The following is a 478-nucleotide window of genomic DNA, read 5'->3' on the forward strand; positions in this document are numbered from 1 at the left end:
GGCGTCGTCAACGTGCTCACCACGACCAGTCCCGGTCCGCTGACATCGGCCATGCTGGCCGATCCGCGCGTCAGGAAGCTTTCTTTCACCGGTTCGACGGGCGTCGGACGAACCTTGCTTGGCGAAGCCGCCAAGCAAGTGGTCTCCTGCTCGATGGAACTCGGCGGCAATGCACCCTTCGTCGTTTTCGACGATGCCGACCTCAATGCCGCGCTCGACGGCGCCATGATCGCAAAGATGCGCAATGCCGGCGAGGCCTGTACAGCCGCCAACCGCATCTATGTCCAGTCGGGCATCCATGACGCGTTCGCCGACGGCCTTCGCAGGCGCATGGCAGCGCTCAAGGTCGGACCAGGCATGAGTGCGGACACCGAGTGCGGGCCGATGATCACCAGAAAGGCGGTCGACAAGATCGACCGCCTGGTCAAGGACGCCGTGGGCCGGGGAGCCAAGGTGCTTTGCGGCCGCTTGATCCCGG

General features: G+C 64.9%; 1 protein-coding gene. It reads left to right on the forward strand.

Annotated features, from left to right (window positions below):
• Positions 1-478 (forward strand): aldehyde dehydrogenase family protein (locus tag ACWTU8_RS32460; protein WP_455851329.1); only part of this gene is annotated, 478 nt, incomplete at both ends.

This window comes from Mesorhizobium sp. BHbdii (assembly GCF_053848045.1).